The organism is Eudoraea sp. (genome assembly GCF_039969275.1).
GTDB lineage: Bacteria > Bacteroidota > Bacteroidia > Flavobacteriales > Flavobacteriaceae > Eudoraea.
The window spans coordinates 80,955-100,392 of sequence record NZ_JBDVOC010000014.1 but is presented as its reverse complement, the minus strand read 5'-3'; the positions used below and the strand labels follow the sequence as shown (position 1 = coordinate 100,392).

Here is a 19,438-nt window from a genome sequence, read left to right as displayed (position 1 = left end):
TATTTTGTGTTTAATAATTCATCCAAATTTAAATATCTTACAATAGATATGAATCGAATATATAAGTCATTGACTTTAGTAGCTGGCTTTTTGGTTTTGCATTCCTGTGCAACCCATAAGTTACAGTACGATGAAGAGGCTATAGTACCGCAACTATCTGAAAGTGAAGTGCAACACTCTTTCTATTTAATAGGAGATGCAGGGAATTCACCATTAGGATCAAAATCTGAGGCACTACAGGATTTCGAAAAAGTATTGAAGGGTGCCTCTGAGAACAGCACAGCCTTGTTTTTAGGTGATAATATCTATCCCAAAGGACTGCCCAAAAAAGGTACAGAAGGCAGGGAATTTGCGGAACATCAGCTAAACGTACAAACAGATGTTGTGAAAGACTTTGCCGGGAGGACAATTTTTATTCCGGGAAACCACGATTGGTATAATGAGGGTCCCAAGGGTCTTGAAAGGCAGGAGGAATATATTGAGGACAAGCTTGGGAAAAACACCTTCCTACCGGAGGATGGTTGTCCCATTAGAAAAGTAGAAATTAATGATGAGGTAGAGTTAATTATCGTGGATACAGAATGGTACCTCACCAAATGGGATAAATTCCCAACCTTAAATGATAATTGTGAAATTAGAACCCGCAATCGTTTTTTTCTTGAATATGAAAGTCTGATCAAAAAAGCCAGAGGAAAGACCACTGTTGTTGCCTTACATCACCCATTGTTTTCTAATGGCCCTCATGGCGGACAGTTTTCAGTAGGGCAGCATATGACCCCAATTCCAATTTTGGGGACTTTAAAAAATGTCCTCCGACGTGCCGGAGGTGTCTCTCCAGCAGATATACAGTACAATAGATATGATGAATTTAGGGATCGTATAATTACATTATCCCAGGATAATGATAAAATAATTTTTGTATCAGGACACGAACACAGCCTGCAATATCTGGTTGAATCCAATTTACCGCAAATAATTAGCGGGGCAGGCTCAAAAACAACCCCTACCAGGAATGTAGGCAGTGGCCAATTTTCGTACGGATCGCCGGGTTATACCAGATTGGATGTTTTTAAGGATGGTTCTTCCCATGTGAGCTTCTTCTCAACAAAAGATGATAAAATAGTATTTGAAACAGAGGTACTACCAGAGGATCTTCCAATCACACCCAATTATCAGGATAACTTTCCAAGTGAAAAAACGGCATCAATTTATACCAAGGAAGAAACCGATAAGGGCAAAACTTTTAAATGGCTATGGGGAGAACGTTATCGTAAATTATATAGTACAGAACTTACTGTGCCTGTGGTAAATCTGGATACCCTGTTTGGAGGCTTGAGTCCGGTGAGAAAAGGAGGAGGGCACCAGTCCAGTTCTTTACGTTTCACAAACAAGGAAGGGCAGGAGTATATTATGCGTGCGATGAAGAAAGATGCCTTGCTCTATATACAAGCTGTTGGTTTTAAGGACCAATATGTTAAGAGTGAGTTTGAGGACACAAAAACGGAAGAACTTGTATTGGACGTATTTACAGGGGATCATCCTTATACGCAGTTTATTATTGGAGATTTAGCCGATGCCGTTGGGATATTCCATACCAATCCTAAATTATATTATGTTCCAAAACAGAATGCTATAGGTCGCTTTAACGATGATTTTGGGGATGCGCTGTATGCAATTGAGGAACGAACGGCAGATGGGCATGGAGATAAAGCCAGTTTTGGCTATGCCAATGAGATGATTAGTACTCTTGATATGCTGGAAAAGTTGAAAAAGAATGAAGATCACAAAATAGATGAAACCACTTATGTCCGTGCACGACTATTTGATATGTTAATAGGAGATTGGGATCGTCATCAGGATCAATGGCGCTGGGCAATTTTTAAAGAAGATGGAGTGACTACTTATAAACCCGTTCCAAGAGACAGGGATCAGGCATTTTCAATTATGAATGATGGTTTTTTGCTGGGACTGGCTACTAAGCTGGCAGCTCCTGCGCGAGTCTTAAATTCATACGAAGAAGATATCAAAGATGTACGTTGGAGCAATTTAAATCCATTTGTCCTGGATGTTGCCGTGATACAGGAATCAGACAAAGCAGTTTGGGATGAACAGGCGACTTATGTAGCTTCACATATTACTGATGAGGTCATAGACGCAGCATTTGAAAAGTTGCCTGAAGAAGTGAAGGATGAGAATATGGAGGATATAAAGCGCAAGTTAAAAGGAAGGCGAACTAATTTGGGCAGGATTTCCGATGCGTATTTTAAAGTTGTAAATAAACATGCCGTGGTACGAGGCACGGATAAGGATGATTGGTTTGAGATTGAAAGAATGCCCGGGGGCCAAACCAAAGTTACCGGCTATAGGATAAAGAGCGGTGAAAAAGGCCCGGTGTTTCATGAAAAAATATATGAAGCGGGAAGCACCAGGGAAATTTGGGTATATGGTTTGGACGATGATGATTATTTTCAGGTTGTCGGTGAGGGAGATCATCCCATAAAAGTCCGTATGATAGGCGGTTCTAATAATGATAGTTATGAGGTTTTAAATGGAAAAAAGACCCATATCTATGATTTTAAAAGTAAACCCAATACGCTGATAACCAAAAAGGGGAAACAGCATATCAGAGATGATTATGAGAATAATAATTATGACTATAGGAAACCGAAATATAACGTTAACGCAGTGCTCCCAATAATAGGAGTTAACCCGGACGATGGTTTAAAGATAGGGGTAATTGCAGGGCATACTAGCTATGGCTTTGAGCGAAACCCGTTTACCTCCACCAACAGGATAGCAGCTGCCCTATATACATCTACGGGTGGATTTGATATACAATATCATGGAGAATTCGCTCATGTCGTAGGCAAATGGAATCTGGCAATTAACGGTATCTTAACCAGCCCGAACTATAGCATAAACTTTTTTGGATTTGGAAATTCTACACCGAATCCAAACGCTGAAGACGAAGATAATTTTAATTTAAATTACAATCGGGTCAAAATAGGTGCATTAGGCGGTTTTGCCGGATTAGTATGGCATGGTGAGAATAATGGTAATTTTAGTATCGGGGTGAATTATAAATCTTATGAGTTGGAAGAGACCCAGGGGAGATATATAAATTTATTTTCCGATTTTATACCTCAGGAAGAAAAAAATAATTTTTTGGGTGCCGAAGCTGTTTACAGTTATACTAATAGTGATAACCCTGCATTTCCAACCTTGGGGATGGATGTAGAATTAAAAACCGGAATTACCTCCAATCTTGACAATTCAGATACATTTGGGTATGTTATTCCTACGCTGGGTTTTGCCTATAAAATTTCACCAAATGGGCAATTGGTTTTTGCTACTAAGTCTAAGGCTCATATAATTTTTGGTGATGATTTTGAGTTTTACCAGGCGGCGAGCATAGGTGGTAACGATGGATTGCGTGGCTACAGAAACCAGCGTTTTACTGGAAAATCATCCTTTTATCAGACTTCGGATCTACGCTTTAATTTTAAAAGATACAAAACGGGGCTAATACCGGTTGAAGTAGGCATATTTGGTGGTTTTGATGTAGGCAGAATTTGGGTAGATGACAGTCTGGTGGTGGATCCTGCATTTAATAGAAATATCTGGAACACCTCTTATGGAGGTGGGTTTTTTGTTAATGGAACAGATTTAATCACTGCTAACATAGGCCTATTTGGTTCAGACGATGGCATGCGATTTTATTTTGGATTTGTTTTGGGATTATAGTTCTATTCTGGGTTGAATATATTAGTTGCTCCTTGCAATTAGGTGGTATATTTTTAGTAGCTTGGACCTCTTAAATAATCAATGAATAAATTACTCCAATTATTATGAAAAAAAATCTTACTATACTAGTATTGCTTGCTTTCTCCTTTGTGTTTCAAAACTGCGGCAGCGTAAAAGTTCGGGACTCCTGGACGGGGGAAGAGGAGACTGTTGCTAAATTCAAGGAAAAGAATATTCTGGTATTAGCAAGAACGGCAGACAACACAGCCAGAATAGCTTTTGAAGAAGCCTTGGCAAATGAATTGAGGGCAAATGACTTCAAGGCTACGGAGAGCTTCAAAAAATTTCCGAAAATTTACACTAACAAAGAAATTACGGAAGAAAGAATAGCTTTTATGCAAAGTATTCTGGATAGTGAGGGGTACAATGGAATAGTTATTGTAGCCGTAAAGGATCAGGAGAGTACTACTACAACTTCAAGTAGCGGAGTTTATATGGGTGTATCAGGGGGTTACGGATATCCCGGTTATTACGGGGGTTTTTATAATTACTACAGAACCCCATATGCTTATGGTCCTTACTATAATTCGTTTGGAGGTTATATTCCCACTTCTACATCTACCAGTACTTCAACAACCTATATTTTAGAGACGGTATTTTATAATCTTGATGAGCCAGAGGAAAGCCAATTAGTGGCCGTAGTAACATCTGAATTAGATGATCCCAAGGAAGCATATAAAACGGCCCAAAAATATGTGGAAACTATGGTGAAAGCCTTCGAGGATTAACACTAGTCAGCTATTTTCTTAAACTCCTATTTTTGTGGTAAGAAGAGTTTAGTAAAAAATTTGTAGGCTGGTCGAAGCAGTATCCATTGTACATCAAATATTTTACCTTACTTAGAAGCAGGACTTTCTGTGTATTCAACATGTTTGGGATACCATTAAAAATGTATTAAATGCCCCAAAAATCGACCTGTTTTATTATCTAATTAGCACACTTTCCCGTACCTTTATAAGCTTAAATATCCCCCACAATAATAAAGTAAACTAAAAAATTAACTCTTATGAAAAAACAAGTGTATTTGTTGCTTTTTATGGCGTTTACTGCTATTAGTTTTGCACAGAAAAAACCAAATATTCTGGTAATTTGGGGAGATGATATTGGATATTCCAATATTAGCATCAACAGCCAGGGAATGATGGGCTATAAAACCCCCAATATTGATCGTATTGGCAAGGAAGGGGCTGTTTTTACAGATTGGTATGCACAGCAATCCTGTACGGCCGGAAGGGCGGCTTTTATTTTAGGGCAGCATCCTTTTAGGACTGGTTTGTTAACTATTGGTATGCCAGGCGGAGAGCAAGGTATTAAAGACAATCAGCCAACCATTGCTGAATTGTTAAAACCACTAGGATATACTTCGGGTCAGTTTGGAAAAAACCATTTGGGAGACCGGGATGAAATGTTACCTACCAACCACGGTTTCGATGAGTTCTACGGGAATTTGTATCACTTGAATGCCGAGGAAGAGCCTGAAACCTATTACTATCCGGAAGATCCTGCCTTTCATAAGGAATTTGGACCGCGAGGAGTATTGCACTCTTATGCCGATGGAAAGATTGAAGATACGGGCCCAATGACCCGAAAAAGAATGGAAACTGCCGATGAGGAATTCACAGATGCCGCCATATCCTTTATAGAAAAAGCGCACAAGGCGGGAAAACCGTTCTTTGTTTGGCTGAGTGCTACCCGAATGCACGTATGGACACACCTCAAAGAAGAGAGTGTTGGAGTTACCCGCATTGGTCTGTATCCTGATGGGATGGTGGAGCATGATAAAGCCGTTGGTCGTGTTTTGGCTAAGCTTGAAGAATTAAAAATAATCGACAATACAGTTATCATGTACTCTACCGATAATGGTGCGGAAAAGTTCACCTGGCCTGATGGAGGTACTACTCCATTTGCCGGTGAAAAAGGGACTACCTGGGAAGGTGGTTTTAGAGTTCCTGCCGTTATTCGCTGGCCAGGGGTTATTAAACCAGGGACAATTTCCAATGACATCCATTCTCATGAAGACATGATGCCCACCATATTGGCTGCAGCAGGTGTTCCTGATATAAAAGAGAAATTACTTAAAGGGCATTCCGCAGCTGGAAAAACCTTTAAGGTTCACCTGGACGGATATAATCTGATGCCCTTCTGGAAAGGCGATGTCAAGGAAAATCCAAGAAAGGAAATATTCTATTTTGATGCAGGGGGTAATCTAAATGCTCTTCGTTATAATAATTGGAAAATTCACTTTACAATTATGGAAGGTGCTATAAACGAAGCTTACCGTAAGACACCGTCATGGCCTATTGTTATTAACTTGAGAGCCGATCCTTTTGAAGTTTCATATAAATCGGCAAGTTATTTAAAATGGTATGCCGACAATATGTGGCTCTTTGTGCCTGCACAGTCTTATGTAGGCGATTTCCTGGGATCATTCAAAGAATTTCCTCCGGTAAGAGGTGGTTCATTAGGAATTGATAAAGTGTTGCAAAGTTTACAAAGCAAGCCTCAGAATTAAGGCTAATTAGAGAGCCTGAAAAACATGTTTATTGCCGGTGTTTAATCATAGAATACTCGGAGTGGACAACTTAAATTTAAAACCCTGTATATTGAGTCTTACTTGAGTACAGGGTTTTTAATTCTTAGATTATTACAAAATCATATGTGTGATAGGTTATTATATATAAAAATCAAATTATTATGAAAACACTTCGGACTTTTGTTATCCTTATGCTGATCTCAGGGTTTTTTATAAACTGCAAGCAGGCTGCGCCATCAGAAGCGACCGCTGAAACTGAGGTAAAAGAAGACCCTTTGCCCTCATGGAATGAGGGAGCCACGAAAAATGCGATCATGGCATTTGTAAAAAAGGTAACAGATCCCTCCAGTGCAGATTTTGTAGAGATCGAAGACCGTATCGCCACTTTTGACAATGACGGGAACCTATGGTCTGAACAACCTATCTATTTTCAATTAATCTTTGCTTTCGATCGAGTGAAGGCAACAGCAGATCAACATCCGGAGTGGAGCTCAAAACAACCGTTTAAAGGGGTATTGGAAGATGATATGGATGAAGTTCTTAAAACGGGGATGCATGGGTTAATGGAGTTGCTCATGGCCAGTCATTCAGGAATGACAGCAGAAGAATTTGACGCTATCGTAAACGAATGGCTGTCAACTGCCAAACATCCCAGGTTTAATCTACCCTATAATAAATTGATCTATCAGCCTATGTTGGAACTTTTGGACTATCTAAGGGCTAACGACTTTCAGACATTTATTGTTTCTGGAGGCGGGATAGAGTTTATGCGGACATGGGCCCCGGATGCTTATAAGATTCCTTCCAATCAGATCGTGGGAAGTAGTATAAAAACAAAATTTGAGTACAATGACGGAAAAGCAGTGATCAGGCGGTTACCCGAAATTGATTTTGTGGATGATAACGTGGGGAAACCTGTTGGCATCCACAAGCATATTGGAAAAAAACCCATTTTCGCTTCCGGGAATTCGGATGGGGATCTCCAAATGATGCAGTATGCCGACTCCAATGAATATCCAAGCTTTATGCTCTATTTACATCACACAGATAGTGACAGGGAATGGGCCTACGACCGCGATTCTCATGTAGGAAAATTGGATAAAGGCCTGGATGAAGCAGCAGAAAAAGGCTGGACGGTAATCGACATGAAAAATGACTGGAAGGTTATTTACCCTTTTGATTTACAATAACCAATAAACACATTTACCCTTTACATAATAAGATATAACCTTTAACTTAACTATAGAGATAAAAATAATTTAGATACCACACACTTGCACTAGCGGTCATTTTTAAATGACTCCAATTTCTTTCAGGGGCTTGATTATTCTTCTTTAAGGCCTAATTTGATTATCTTGAATCTCTCCGCATCATTCAGGAAATTAGCGAGCCTGGTTATTATAGTGAACCCCAGGTATAATAAACATATAAGTATAGGCAACGTTTAATACAAAAAATCTATGACAAAAAAAACATTTACCAAGAAGGAGAAAAAGCAAATAGCTAATAAAATCATTGATCAATGCAGGGTAGATCCTAAAGAGGAGTTCAAATTGTCTGACCATAAAACATACTGGGAGGAATTTGAGCAAGAATTTGGGCAAGATGATCGCACCGTTAAAAAGTCGGCTAAAATACTGTTGGAGAAGAATATTTCAGCCATGACTGAAGCACAGGATTTGTTTTATGCCAGCAGTAAATATTCACTATTGCTGGTTTTTCAGGCCATGGATGCAGCCGGGAAAGACGGAACCATCAAGCATGTCGTGTCTGGAATTAACCCTCAGGGATGTCGGGTTGACAGTTTTAAGAAACCATCTTCCAATGAACTCGCCCATAACTGGCTTTGGCGGTATACCAAAGCAATGCCTGCAAAAGGGATGATAGGCATCTTTAACAGGTCATATTATGAGGAAGTTTTGGTTTTAAAGGTACATCCGGAACTCCTTCAAAATGGAGTTCAGTCGGACGGACAAACAGCGGATTCGCTATGGGAGGCTCGTTATGACGATATCAATAACCTCGAAAAACATCTTGTTAATAGTAATACCATCATTTTAAAATTTTTCCTGAATGTATCTAAAAAGGAACAGAAGCGTCGCTTTATAGAGAGATTGGAAAACAGCGATAAAAATTGGAAATTTTCAGAATCAGATCTTTCAGAGCGTGGAAGATGGGATGATTATATGGACGCTTTTGAAGCTGCTATAAACGCTACCTCTACGGAGAATGCTCCCTGGTATGTAATACCTGCGGATAACAAATGGAGAATGCGCTCTATTATTTCACAAATAATCACGGATACCATTAATTCTTTGGATATGGAGTATCCGAAAACTACCCCGGAGCGTAAAATAAAATTAGAACAGGCGCTGGAAAATTTGCTAAATGAAAAAGATTGAGATTTAATATCTTAATTCGTAGATTTCAGCATTCCATTATTGGAATAGGAGTTTCCAAATTGTTTTGATAGTTTTAAATATTAAACCAGCATTATTTTCTTATGTGGTTACAAATAGCCATTTGTTTACAAATTATCCTGGAGATAATTGCGATTTATATTTTAATTAAAGACGGACAATCCCCGGTTCGTATCTGGACATGGATACTTATAATTTTGGTCTTCCCAATTTTGGGAGTAGTGCTATATGTTTTTTTTGGGATGAACCTTAGGAAGCAAAAAATGTTCGATCTGAAAAAGGAAATAGACTATGATCAGTTTGAAAAATTTATAGATCGGTATTCTGAGGAAGCAGAACAAAAAATTTTAATGCGGGATGATGTTACAACCCGTTATTTACATCTCATCAGATTGCTTACAAGAGTTAATAGTTCTTTACTCACGTTTAATAACAAGGTTAAGATACTCAATGACGGACCGGAAACTTTCGAATCAATTTTTGCTGCTTGTGAAAAGGCAGAAAAGTATATTCACCTTCAGTATTATATTTTTATTGACGGGGAATTGGCAGATCGATTTGCCACACTTTTTGCAAATAAAATAAAGCAGGGCGTTGAGGTCAGGTTAATTTATGACGCCCTGGGCAGCTGGGATTTGTCGAACAAGATGATCAGTAGATTTCGCGAAATAGGGGTAAAATTATTTCCTTTTATGCCCGTCCGATTTGGAAGGCTGGCCCGTTTAAACTATCGAAATCACAGGAAGATTTTAATTGTAGATGGGATTATTGGTTTTACAGGTGGCATTAATGTGGATGACAAATATATAAGGGGTGATGAGGTTATGGGTCACTGGACGGACACTCATTTAATGATTCATGGAATGAGCGTGAATTTCCTGCATTTTGTGTTTCTTTCAGATTGGCTTTTTGTCACCAGGGAAAATCTGATTAAACCTGAAATGTTTAATATGATGGATCCAATTGGTGAAACTCCTGTTCAAATAGTATCTAGTGGTCCGGATGCAGATTACCCAAATATCTTGCAGCAATACCTCTATATTTTATATCAGGCAAAGGAATATGTCTATATCGCGAATCCTTATTTGATCCCTGATTCCAGGCTTTCAATGGCCATTAAAACGGTTGCTCTAAGCGGGATAGATGTACGGATAATAGTTCCAAGGAATTCTGAGTCGTCTATGATTCATTGGACCGTACAGTCTTTTTTTAGCAGGTTCCTCAATGCAGGCGTAAAGATCTATTTATTTCAGGAAGGGTTTATTCATTCAAAGGTTATAATTTCAGACGATTCCGTTTGTTCTATTGGAACTGCAAATTTGGATATTCGGAGTTTTGAGCAAAATTTTGAAGTGAACGCCCTGATATATGATAAGGATGTAACCATGACTATGAAAAAACAATTTTCGTTATTTCAAAATAACAGTAAACCACTAACCCTGGAGGAACACGCAACCAGACCTAACATAGATCGGGTAAAGGAAAAATTGGCAAGATTAAGCAGTCCCTTGATGTAGAGGAACTTATTTCCTTTTTAAACCATGTAGGTTTCAGATGTGTAAAAGATGCCATGTAGTTCAACTAATAGACAAATTAATTTAATAAGAAAAGGCCCGGATAACCGGGCCTTTATATTATCGAGGTATTAGGATAATTTATTCTACAGGAGTAAATGAAAACTTTTGGCCGCCTATAGATGCTTCCAGCATTAGTCCTCCTTTTACCCTGGTAAAGACCGCAACTCCGCCTTGGTAAGCCACGTCAACCGAGGCACCCGCAGTAATAGCAGTAGCCGAGGCCTGACCACTAAATTTAAATTTACCACCGGTAAACCTGTCATACGCGTCCTTATTTTCAAAGAATATTACTTCACTATACTGTTGTCCCCCAGCCTGAAGCCCAAATGAGCCCTGGCCCATTTTTGAAGAACCTGTTATAACATGATTTTTGTAAACAATCCCTTCACCACCGGCACCGCCAATGACTAATCCTGCTTTGGTAATTTTAGGATAAACTGCATAACCATAAGCCTGGTCTTTAAAGGTTTGCAATTTGGGTGCGTCCTTGATGATTTGGCTTAAAGCCTCTTTGGAATCTTTTTCCAATTCTGGTTTCCAACCGGCTATTTGGGCATAAGAAGAAAGGGAAAAAGCAAAACATACAAAGAGCAATAAAAAATGCGTTTTTTTAAGATGGATAGTGTTCATTTTAATTTTATTTAGTTATTAAATTATTTATGCAAACTTTCTGATATACAGTGTTTTAGTATTATTAATGGTCAAACATATAACGTAATTAGTTGGGTGCAATTAAAAGGCTGAAAAAGGTACAAAAAACATGGGAAAGTATCCTAAATTTATTGAACTAATTCAGGTTATTCAAATCAATTAGTATGCCAAAATTTTCCTTATAGATAAATTGCAGAAGAAATGATTCATATTCTACTTACTTTTAAAACCCTTTGCGACAGAATTTGCATAAGCAGTTGCTACACTTGGTGAATCATCAGGATTCTCAATTGACGCAGTTACCCATGCCACAAGCTGTTTCCCTTCTTCCAACTCCAGGTCATAGACCACTGTTTCAAGAATATAAAGTTTGGAGGTTATTGTTGACCCAGATGTATCACGCGAAACCTGATCTGCCGAATATGATCCCGGGATATAAAAATAATTATAAAAGCCACCATATGCCGTTGGATAAGTCATTCCACCGTAAAATACTGTAGTCTCATATTTTTCCGCACCCACTTCGCGGCTCTGTTCCTGATAATCCTTTAATGAAGTAACCACTACACCATTATATCCATTTTTTTCTAAAATGGATTGGATTTGTTGTTTCTGCTCTTCTGTAATTTTGGCTACAGGATTAAAATCAGGAAACTGACTATAGCTGGATACAGCATTATACCCTGCCGCTACAAATTTTTTGGTAATTGCGTTTTCATACGCCACTCTTACATCCTTCTTTGCCGACCTGCCAATAACCAGAATTTTTTTGTTCTGCATACTAGCTGCTGTTTCAGATTTATAGGATTTAATGATTTTAAAACTTGAACAACTAGTCAAAAGTAGTGTAGTAAGGACCAAAATTAGAGGTAATGTCTTTTTCATGTTTTTTATTTTAACGGCTAATTTATAGATAATTTTTGGAATCAATCTTACTTAACGAATTGGGCTGTGCCAATTTTCCCGTTTCTAAGAATAGTCATTGTAATGATGTCTCCTTTTTGAGATTCCGAAATTAGCTTTCTGATTTGGAAAATAGAGTTGATATCTTTTATGGTTATGCCTGCCAATTCCAGAATAATATCTCCGCCAACTTTGAGTTCTGTTTCTTCAATTTTGGCTGAAATAGTACCACCCTTAAGGCCCAATGCACTAACCGACCCTTTAGATGATAAACTTGTAATCAACAAACCTGCTTCCTGTGGTACATTAAGGGCTTTTGCAAGGTCTCCGTCGAGTAATATTGATTCCATACCCCCCCAGATACCTGGCTCCTGCAGCAGTAATTTATTTGCCACATTGGAAGACATCGCAAAACCAATTCCCTCAAAACCACCGGAGTTACTGTATATTCTGCTTGCAATCCCTATTACTTCGCCCTTCATGTTAAACATTGGACCTCCTGAATTACCTGGATTTATTGAAGCATCGGTTTGTAGAAATTCGATTTTAACAAAATCATTGCTTAAATGCGCAGGAACAAACCTGCCACTAAGAATTCCACGAGAAAGAGATTGTTTAAAACCGTGAGGAGCGCCAAGAACAAAGACATCTTCGCCAACATTAACTTCATCAGAATCTCCAATGCGGGCAACTTTTTTGTCCTTCAGCCGGAAATCTCCTTTTATTTTTACCAGGGCAACATCAGCTTGGGCTACAGAACTTAGTACTGTTCCCTCATAAATGTCACCATCAAGAAATTCAATTTGAACTTCTTCTGCAGTTTGTACCACATGAGCCGCAGTCCAGATAAGGCCTTCTTCAGAAATCAATACTCCGGAACCCTGAGATTCCTCTGTGACTACCTGAATATATTCCCCGTCACTTTCTCTGGAAACGTTAATGATATTTATTACTACTACCGAGGAATTAATTTCCTTATATAACTCCGCTAGTTTTTGTGAATTTGTTGTTAGGGAAACAAGAAATATAAGTACTAAGACTATTTTTTTCATTTAAACTTTTTTGAAGATCTAATATTTGGATAGTGGTTTTAACAAATTTAAGAGTCTACTAATCACGAACTCTTTTTAAGATAGTTTACAAAAATATAATTTCCTTCGCAATTAGCACTTCATCTAAGGGTTAATACTTTGTTCCAGCAATGCAGTCGAAAGTTCTTTGGAATACCCATGAATAGCTTCGACAATGTCTGATGAATTTTTTAGTTTAAATCTTCCCATCCATTGCAAATTTTCTCCCTCTGTGACCGTTATATCATACAAACAACTTTCGATGGTATATTCCACACCTGTATCAATACGGTCCGGTTCCCAGGATGTAGCCGGATAATAACTGTAATATTGCCCAAATCTACCATATCTTGGAGGGTAATAGCCTACATTACTGCCTCCTGGGATAACCTCTGAATATTGTTCTCTGTTAATTACATTGGTAACAATTACACCTGTGAAGCCTGCATCCAGTAATTTCGAGACCAAATTTTCAACCTCTTCGTCAGACATTTCTTTGTTAAAACTTTCCATGCTAATGGCATCCACCGAGGATTCAGCTTTTACGCCATGGCTGCTTAGTTCATTAACGACATATCCTTCGGCCCTAATACGGGCAATTTTATCTTTGGTACGTGCTACTACTAATATTTTATCATAGGATTTTTTGATATTGCTTACGTTTGTAGATTCTCGTAGATAGGAATTACCACATTCTGCAAGTAGTATAGCGAAAAACGAAAATATGATTAGGTGCTTAACCATGAATACCGGAATTTTTTTAATAAGAATTTGAAAATTAAGCTTAATCACAAACTTTATCAAGGTGTTAGTTTATATTCTATCCCAATTTACTTAACACTTATGCTTCCTGAACCATTACATCATAAAGTTGTGTGGAATTCTTTCTGCCTCGCAATACAAATTCCCCTACGTTTTTAAAAGTGTAACCCTTTATATGTTTGACTCTTTCATATGCCTTTTCGGATATAAGTAATAAGCTGTCGAAATTTTTACATTGCTCCTGAATTCTGGATGCAACATTAATGGTATCTCCGTGATAAGCTATTTCACGCTTTGTATTACCTACTTCTACCACCGTTACGGGACCAATATGTAAACCCGCTTTAAATATGGGCTGTATACCGTATTTAGTTTCGAAATACGTTTTTTTATCTTTTAAAACATCTTCATAAGCATAAAATGCTTTTATAAAACCTTCCAGATGGTCATCTTTATCTAGATTCCACGTTAGGACCACTTCATCTCCAACATATTGGTAAATACTGACATTATAAGAATCCACAACAGATAAAAAATGAAAACAATCCTGAATAAAACTGCTGTACTTTAAATGCCCTAATTGCTCCGCAATTGTTGTCGATCCTTTTAAATCAAGAAACATAAAGGCACGTGCCTCTTCTTTGGGGGTGTGAAATTTACCCGTGATCAATTTCTTCAAATTACCCTTCCCCAGTAAACGGTTAATCTGGATAAGAATGATGATGACACTGTTTATCACAAAAGAATAGACCAGGTTGGCAAGAACTAGCTTGGTGGTTATGAATTCAATGAAATTTGTTTGTATGGATCCTGTAAAAGATAAAATTGAAAAGATTAGAAAATAAATACAAATCATAAGACACAAATGAATCAACAAGGATTGAATCATAAAAGCCCGAAATGATTTACTAGTTAAAGAGAGTTTTTCATATATGTATTGAACAGTACCAAAAGTGAAGCCTGCTAATATGGCAACACCAAATTGTATTAAAATAAAAATGAACGGGGAAACAGTTATGTTCAAGAGTTCTTGATCAGTAGTGAAGTCAAAACCTCTGATGAGCCGCCAAATAAAGAGACCAATAATCCAGCCAATGATAAAAGCCGATATGTTCTTAGTCCATTTGTTGTTCATAAGCACTTAATTGGTTACTAAACAAAATTACAATACTTATCAATAGGTTTGGGTTAAAAAACATGGTCTTATTTATCAGCTGAATAGTATGCGAGACACCATTTATTTTTTTTAAGTTGAGCTTTATGCATGTATTAAATATAACGTTCTCTAAAGCCGTCTCTTTTTTCGTTAACCCTTGTGACTTAAATAAAAAAAGTATATTTACAGAACTGAATATCTTTCCAAATCTTATGGAATATTTCATAAAGGTTTAATTAAAAGATTCCTACTTTAGTGAGGAATTAGCAGAGAAATGAAACGCTTATTTGATTTATATCCGCACAGATTTACTATATTTCTTATTAGTCTTCTTTTTGTGCTATTTGGAACACTTTTAGTTCCCTTTGATTTGTTTAATACCTATGTAACGCCTATATTTTTTGTAGTCAATATCCTGGCCGGAACATTGTTAATTTCAAAAAAAAAGAAATTGCATGGATTTTTTATTGCCTTATTTGTTATAATCATTGTAGTTGTATTGTTTTCTTCTTATGTAGTTACAGAAGAAAAAGTATATCGCTACATTGAATTTGCGATATTGTTTTCTTTTTATTGTTTTGTAACTTTTGAGATTATTGCACAAGTATGGCAAAGTACTAAAGTAAACAGAGGGGTGATCCTTGGGCTAATGTGTGGGTATATTTGTATTGGCCTGGTTGGATTTTTTATTTGTATGGCTGTTGAATTATTAGAGCCTGGTTCTTTTTCCGGCCTGCCTGCGATTGACTTAAATCCGGAATCAAATAGAGATGGCTTAATATATTACAGTTTTATCACTCTCTTAACCATTGGTTACGGAGACATAAATCCCGTCTCTGATTTGGCCAGAAACGCTTCGGTTTTGATAGGACTCCTGGGGCAGTTTTATTTAGTGATTGTTACTGCTGTGGTTATAGAAAAATACATCAGGCACAGTGGCAAGACGGAATGAATAGCGGGAGAACTTGTAACTTTCAGATCAATTTAAAATGCTTCATTAACACCAAAGTAAATCCCATTTTGGCCATCTATACCTTTTCCATAGTCGAGTCTGAGCCATGTACTTTGATCTTTAAGTAATTTGAAGCGAATACCACCTCCAAAGCTGGGTTTTAAATTATTAAAACTGAATAAGTCACCCGCCAGGTCATTCACGCTACCAACCAAACCAAAACCTGCTAAAGTCCAGCGTTCCTTAAAGCGCCATCTGTATTCTGCCTGTATAATATACATATGCTTGTCTATAAACCTGCCATTAAAGTACCCCCTGGCATTTTTACCGCCGCCATAGCTGGCCATACCTTGAAAAGGAACATCCCCAAAGTTGTTTTCATTATATAAACGAAATGCTATAATACTTTTTTTGGATAGTCTCTGGTACGTCCTAAGATCAAAAATAAATTTATTAAACGAATGAGTAGCACCAAATAGCTCACTAGAAAATCGTGCTGTTAAACTAAGATAATTACCAGACTGTGGTGCGCCAATATCATCTCTGGAGTCTAAATTAAATATTGCACCCAAACCACTTATTGTTGCTCCATCACTACCGGGAATAGTTCCGGAATCTAAAATACCCCCCTCCAGAACCTCGGTAATCTTATAATTAGCATAATTTATGGACAGTCCAAAATTGAGATTTGGAGGTAATCTTTTTAAAAGTGATATATCAAATTTATTAGTGGTTTGGTTATAGGATTCCTTATTACTCTCAGGGGTTGTAGGTCCAATTCCCCAAAACGAATTTGGGAAAATCCGAAAGGTATAAAACATATCAATAAAATAATTTCCTCGCCCCAGATAGATTTGAGGTGTAGTTTCGAAAATAAACTGACCCTGGGAAGTGTAGATCGCGCTAAAAAAAATATTGGATAACCGTTGATTGTATTGGTTGGTTTGCTTAAGAAAAAAAAGTTGACCCCCCCCGCCAAATCCAAATTTGGTTTCCGGAGTATAAAAAACAATGGGTAATGCTACAAACTGTATACTTTTCCCTTGTCTCATAGTATCTGACTGTATAAAGCCAGTTTTATTTTTATCCTGAGCAAATACTGCGGAAGACATGAAGAAAGTAAATCCTATTACTATTATATGTAAAATATATTTTTTCATTAAAAGAAGAAATCGTCAAGAATAACACCAAATCCGAAAGTAAATGACATGTTACTAAGTGTAATATTATCTGAACCTTTGAAACCATTTATATCCGACCTATCCACACCAACCCAGGCATATTGAACATTAAACCCTATATTAAGAAATATTAAATCTCGGATAACATAGGAATATCCCAAACTAACAAAGGTGCCAAACCCATTTCCATCAGCCTCTTCCCTAAAATCAGGAACTCCATTTAGGGTGGCAAGACTCCGAAAGAGAACAAAGCTTGGGGAAATATTCAAATATAACGACCCATCTTTGGTTTTAGAAAAATAGCGAGCAATTTGGGGACCTATAAATAAAGATTCTCCAACAACATTTATATCTCCATTTGATTGCGTCCTAACCGCCTGAAAAACAACTCCAAACAGCCATCTTTCTTTAAAGAATTTCCCGGTTGACAGGTTTATTCCAAATTCATTGGATATTGTCTTAATTTGAGTTGATTTCAATTCCGTACTAGTACTGCTTATGCTTCCCGCCAATGAAGTTAACCAGCGTCCTTTGCGAAAGGGTGTTAAAGTGGAGTCTACTGGGTCTGAGGGAACTGTATTTTGAGAATAAACCAGGGTAGCATTAAAAGCCACGAATAGCAACACAAATAGTTTGGTAAATACGATGAATTTCTGCATTGCTTCTAATTATTCCTTGGTTTAAACTAATAGTTAAATTTACTCAAAATAGGTCTAAACCTACTTATAGATTCTAGAATTTATTTTAGCAATGTAAACATTATTAATTACCATATATTTGCCCGCAATATTTAACTCAAAAACTATAAAAAGAAGAAAGTTCAATTAACACAAACCATTATGAGGCAATTAAAAATAATTCCATTAGTTATATTTCTTACCATATCTGCTTTTTTATTTCAGGCACAAGCGCAACGCATAGATCTGTCAGTGGATTATGGGTATCAATTAGGTACTAAATTAAACTACGGGTCCAATTATCTTAAAGCTACCGATGGCGGGTTTTTTAGGGGTATTGCTGGTTTCGAAATGGGAAGTGGCACCATGTTGGAACTTACTTATATGAAGATGAATACGGAATTATTAATAAGGGATGTACTAATTAGTCCAACTGAAGATCGTTTGTCTGATCTGTCAATGGATTGGATTCACCTTGGAAGTACCAGGTATTTTGATGTGTCCAGTGATTTCACGCCTTTTTTTGGACTAAGTGCGGGAGTAACAATTTTTACACCAAAGAATGAGAATACTGCAATTACCAATAGAGATTTGCCCTCTACAACAGAATTTTCTTTCGCCCTAAAAGGAGGTGTTATTTTTAACTTAAGTGATGTAGTTGGCATAAAAATACAAGCAGATCTTATGTTTCCTGTTTCCTGGGGAGGCGTATATGTAAACGGATTTGGCACAACAGTGTATACTTCTGGTACAACAGTGATGGGAGCATTTTCGGGAGGTCTTGTATTTACTATAGATTAACCAACCATTGCGTTATTTGAAAACTATAGACCATGCTAAAAGCACGGTATTAGTAGTAGCACCAACATCCTTCAGTGTTTTGGAATAGACATATGCTAATTTTAGGCCCTGAGTGCCTGCAAAAGTAGCTCCTATGGAAGCCGCACCAACAAAGTTTGATCTTTGGTCATCATTGAATTGTTGATTAGCAATGGATGCTGCTCCTTGATTATATCCGGCACTTAAAGAGCCCCAATAACGCTTCTTAAATTGTCTTATAAGATGCGTTTGTAAGGCAAAAAGAGGCCTTTGTTTTAATTCACCATCATTAAAAAAATCACTATTCCTGGAAAAGAATAATATGGAAGCCGTAAGTTCATATGACCAGGGACCCCAATAATGCAGCATTCCCGCCTGCGGTCTTATAACGAAACGGTTACCGCCCAGATTTATTAAATTAGCATTGGAGTATTGCCCTAAAGGCAAGGTTATGGCTAAAGAAACACCAAAGGTTGTAAAAACTGGGTTGGCAGCTCTGTATTCTTGTAATTCTTTGGGTCCTGAGGGCGGGGGTCCCGTTAAATTTAAGGATAATCTTACTCTTGGATCCGCGAAACCAGTTCTGTTAACACTCGTGGCGACACCATTTAAAAGACCTTCCCAACGTGAAAAAGCAAAAGGCAGTAATACGTCTACCCGTGCCAATTTATTTCCTAATCTAAAGGGACGTACATAAGAGGCAACCAAGCCGTTACCACTATAATTCACATCTTCGGCTCCTAAGACGGGATCAAAAAAGACATCACCCCAAGTATTGGCATATCCAGCGGCTATAACATTAACACCCAAGGGCATGGAAGACCACCGGCGCGGTTCAATATCTTGTCCATAACCTTGATGCAGATAAAATATCGCGAAGCAAATCAGAATACTTTTAGGAACTAATGATCTTTGAATACAACATCGCATAGG

Annotated in this window: 16 protein-coding genes; 8 read left to right on the top strand and 8 right to left on the bottom strand. The window is 37.6% G+C overall.

The features are described 5' to 3' along the window. The first annotated feature begins 48 nt into the window (after nt 1–48). The 6 genes from ABJH90_RS12540 to cls all read left to right on the top strand — a co-directional run bounded on the left by ABJH90_RS12540 (nt 49) and on the right by cls (nt 10,274). Nucleotides 49–3,744 carry a metallophosphoesterase gene (locus ABJH90_RS12540; RefSeq protein WP_348141589.1) on the top strand — a complete coding sequence of 1,232 codons (3,696 nt, stop codon included), beginning with the start codon at nt 49–51 and terminating at the stop codon, nt 3,742–3,744. A gap of 104 nt (nt 3,745–3,848) precedes the next feature. Beyond that, nucleotides 3,849–4,532 carry a hypothetical protein gene (locus tag ABJH90_RS12535; protein WP_348141591.1) on the top strand — a complete coding sequence of 228 codons (684 nt, stop codon included), beginning with the start codon at nt 3,849–3,851 and terminating at the stop codon, nt 4,530–4,532. 278 nt (nt 4,533–4,810) lie between these two features. Continuing rightward, nucleotides 4,811–6,316: an arylsulfatase gene (locus ABJH90_RS12530; protein ID WP_348141593.1), complete on the top strand. Its 1,506-nt coding sequence runs from the start codon at nt 4,811–4,813 to the stop codon at nt 6,314–6,316. A 182-nt stretch (nt 6,317–6,498) separates the two neighbouring features. Continuing rightward, complete coding sequence (locus ABJH90_RS12525) at nt 6,499–7,527, top strand: HAD family hydrolase (RefSeq protein WP_348141595.1); 1,029 nt, start codon at nt 6,499–6,501, stop codon at nt 7,525–7,527. 270 nt (nt 7,528–7,797) lie between these two features. After that, nucleotides 7,798–8,739 (top strand): polyphosphate kinase 2 family protein, encoded by a 942-nt coding sequence (locus ABJH90_RS12520; RefSeq protein WP_348141597.1) that lies wholly within the window; start codon nt 7,798–7,800, stop codon nt 8,737–8,739. Nucleotides 8,740–8,840: 101 nt separating this feature from the next. After that, entirely contained in the window at nt 8,841–10,274 is a 1,434-nt protein-coding gene (gene cls / locus ABJH90_RS12515; RefSeq protein WP_348141599.1) for a cardiolipin synthase, read from the top strand. A gap of 138 nt (nt 10,275–10,412) precedes the next feature. Here the strand turns inward: cls and ABJH90_RS12510 are convergent, their stop codons facing one another. From ABJH90_RS12510 to ABJH90_RS12490, 5 genes are all read right to left on the bottom strand, one after another. Further along, the gene (locus tag ABJH90_RS12510; RefSeq protein WP_348141601.1) at nt 10,413–10,964 is read right to left on the bottom strand and encodes a lipid-binding SYLF domain-containing protein; all 552 of its coding nucleotides are present in this window, start codon (nt 10,962–10,964) and stop codon (nt 10,413–10,415) included. 234 nt (nt 10,965–11,198) lie between these two features. Continuing rightward, nucleotides 11,199–11,870: a hypothetical protein gene (locus ABJH90_RS12505; RefSeq protein WP_348141603.1), complete on the bottom strand. Its 672-nt coding sequence runs from the start codon at nt 11,868–11,870 to the stop codon at nt 11,199–11,201. A 47-nt stretch (nt 11,871–11,917) separates the two neighbouring features. Further along, nucleotides 11,918–12,940, bottom strand: a complete 1,023-nt coding sequence (locus tag ABJH90_RS12500) for a trypsin-like peptidase domain-containing protein (RefSeq protein WP_348141604.1) — start codon at nt 12,938–12,940, stop codon at nt 11,918–11,920. Nucleotides 12,941–13,063: 123 nt separating this feature from the next. Next, nucleotides 13,064–13,702, bottom strand: coding sequence for a hypothetical protein (locus tag ABJH90_RS12495; RefSeq protein ID WP_348141605.1), 639 nt, complete (start codon nt 13,700–13,702; stop codon nt 13,064–13,066). Nucleotides 13,703–13,799: 97 nt separating this feature from the next. Next, entirely contained in the window at nt 13,800–14,855 is a 1,056-nt protein-coding gene (locus ABJH90_RS12490; protein ID WP_348141606.1) for an adenylate/guanylate cyclase domain-containing protein, read from the bottom strand. 295 nt (nt 14,856–15,150) lie between these two features. On the opposite strand from ABJH90_RS12490, the gene ABJH90_RS12485 reads away from it, so the two are divergent. Next, nucleotides 15,151–15,828: a potassium channel family protein gene (locus ABJH90_RS12485; protein ID WP_348141607.1), complete on the top strand. Its 678-nt coding sequence runs from the start codon at nt 15,151–15,153 to the stop codon at nt 15,826–15,828. A 32-nt stretch (nt 15,829–15,860) separates the two neighbouring features. Here the strand turns inward: ABJH90_RS12485 and ABJH90_RS12480 are convergent, their stop codons facing one another. Together ABJH90_RS12480 and ABJH90_RS12475 are read right to left on the bottom strand one after the other, a co-directional pair. Next, nucleotides 15,861–16,988, bottom strand: a complete 1,128-nt coding sequence (locus ABJH90_RS12480) for a BamA/TamA family outer membrane protein (RefSeq protein ID WP_348141608.1) — start codon at nt 16,986–16,988, stop codon at nt 15,861–15,863. Then, complete coding sequence (locus ABJH90_RS12475) at nt 16,988–17,668, bottom strand: hypothetical protein (RefSeq protein ID WP_348141609.1); 681 nt, start codon at nt 17,666–17,668, stop codon at nt 16,988–16,990. The genes ABJH90_RS12480 and ABJH90_RS12475 overlap by 1 nt, the downstream gene beginning before the upstream one ends. A 180-nt stretch (nt 17,669–17,848) precedes the next feature. Here ABJH90_RS12475 and ABJH90_RS12470 point away from each other — a divergent pair, with 180 nt between their 5' ends. Further along, on the top strand, nt 17,849–18,487 hold the full coding sequence (locus ABJH90_RS12470; protein WP_348141610.1) for a hypothetical protein: 639 nt from the start codon (nt 17,849–17,851) through the stop codon (nt 18,485–18,487). A 12-nt stretch (nt 18,488–18,499) separates the two neighbouring features. On the opposite strand, the gene ABJH90_RS12465 is transcribed toward ABJH90_RS12470, so the two are convergent. Next, entirely contained in the window at nt 18,500–19,435 is a 936-nt protein-coding gene (locus tag ABJH90_RS12465) for a transporter (RefSeq protein ID WP_348141611.1), read from the bottom strand. Between the last annotated feature and the right edge of the window lie 3 nt (nt 19,436–19,438).

Coding starts and splice junctions, on each gene's coding strand:
- ABJH90_RS12540 (WP_348141589.1), top strand. CDS start 49: ATGAATCGAATATATAAGTCATTGACTTTAGTAGCTGGCTTTTTGGTT.
- ABJH90_RS12535 (WP_348141591.1), top strand. CDS start 3,849: ATGAAAAAAAATCTTACTATACTAGTATTGCTTGCTTTCTCCTTTGTG.
- ABJH90_RS12530 (WP_348141593.1), top strand. CDS start 4,811: ATGAAAAAACAAGTGTATTTGTTGCTTTTTATGGCGTTTACTGCTATT.
- ABJH90_RS12525 (WP_348141595.1), top strand. CDS start 6,499: ATGAAAACACTTCGGACTTTTGTTATCCTTATGCTGATCTCAGGGTTT.
- ABJH90_RS12520 (WP_348141597.1), top strand. CDS start 7,798: ATGACAAAAAAAACATTTACCAAGAAGGAGAAAAAGCAAATAGCTAAT.
- cls (WP_348141599.1), top strand. CDS start 8,841: ATGTGGTTACAAATAGCCATTTGTTTACAAATTATCCTGGAGATAATT.
- ABJH90_RS12510 (WP_348141601.1), bottom strand. CDS start 10,964: ATGAACACTATCCATCTTAAAAAAACGCATTTTTTATTGCTCTTTGTA.
- ABJH90_RS12505 (WP_348141603.1), bottom strand. CDS start 11,870: ATGAAAAAGACATTACCTCTAATTTTGGTCCTTACTACACTACTTTTG.
- ABJH90_RS12500 (WP_348141604.1), bottom strand. CDS start 12,940: ATGAAAAAAATAGTCTTAGTACTTATATTTCTTGTTTCCCTAACAACA.
- ABJH90_RS12495 (WP_348141605.1), bottom strand. CDS start 13,702: ATGGTTAAGCACCTAATCATATTTTCGTTTTTCGCTATACTACTTGCA.
- ABJH90_RS12490 (WP_348141606.1), bottom strand. CDS start 14,855: ATGAACAACAAATGGACTAAGAACATATCGGCTTTTATCATTGGCTGG.
- ABJH90_RS12485 (WP_348141607.1), top strand. CDS start 15,151: ATGAAACGCTTATTTGATTTATATCCGCACAGATTTACTATATTTCTT.
- ABJH90_RS12480 (WP_348141608.1), bottom strand. CDS start 16,988: ATGAAAAAATATATTTTACATATAATAGTAATAGGATTTACTTTCTTC.
- ABJH90_RS12475 (WP_348141609.1), bottom strand. CDS start 17,668: ATGCAGAAATTCATCGTATTTACCAAACTATTTGTGTTGCTATTCGTG.
- ABJH90_RS12470 (WP_348141610.1), top strand. CDS start 17,849: ATGAGGCAATTAAAAATAATTCCATTAGTTATATTTCTTACCATATCT.
- ABJH90_RS12465 (WP_348141611.1), bottom strand. CDS start 19,435: ATGCGATGTTGTATTCAAAGATCATTAGTTCCTAAAAGTATTCTGATT.